General features: G+C 66.1%; 1 protein-coding gene. It reads left to right on the forward strand.

All coding sequences use genetic code 11. The annotated features are described in order from the left end of the window. The coding region (locus MD536_RS21710; protein WP_239603867.1) for an ATP-binding protein at positions 1–280 on the forward strand (280 nt) is incomplete at both ends.

Raw genomic sequence — 280 nt, forward strand, 5'->3', positions numbered from 1 at the left:
GGCACGGGGCTGGGGCTGGCGATCTCGGCGCAGTTGGTGCAACGGATGGACGGGCGGATCTGGGTGGAAAGCGAGTTGGGAAGCGGGAGCACTTTCCACGTTGTGGCTCGCTTCGGCTTGTCCTCCGGACCGGTGCAACGGCGGCTGCCGGCGGAAATCACGCGTCTGCGCGGACTGCCGGTCCTGGCGGTGGACGATAATCTCACCAACTTGCGTGCGCTGCAAGGAGTGCTCACGCATTGGGGCCTGCAACCGACCGTCGTGACCAGCGCAAGACAGG

Origin of the sequence: Flavihumibacter cheonanensis (assembly GCF_022352215.1) — a bacterium.
Classification (GTDB): domain Bacteria; phylum Bacteroidota; class Bacteroidia; order Chitinophagales; family Chitinophagaceae; genus Flavihumibacter; species Flavihumibacter cheonanensis.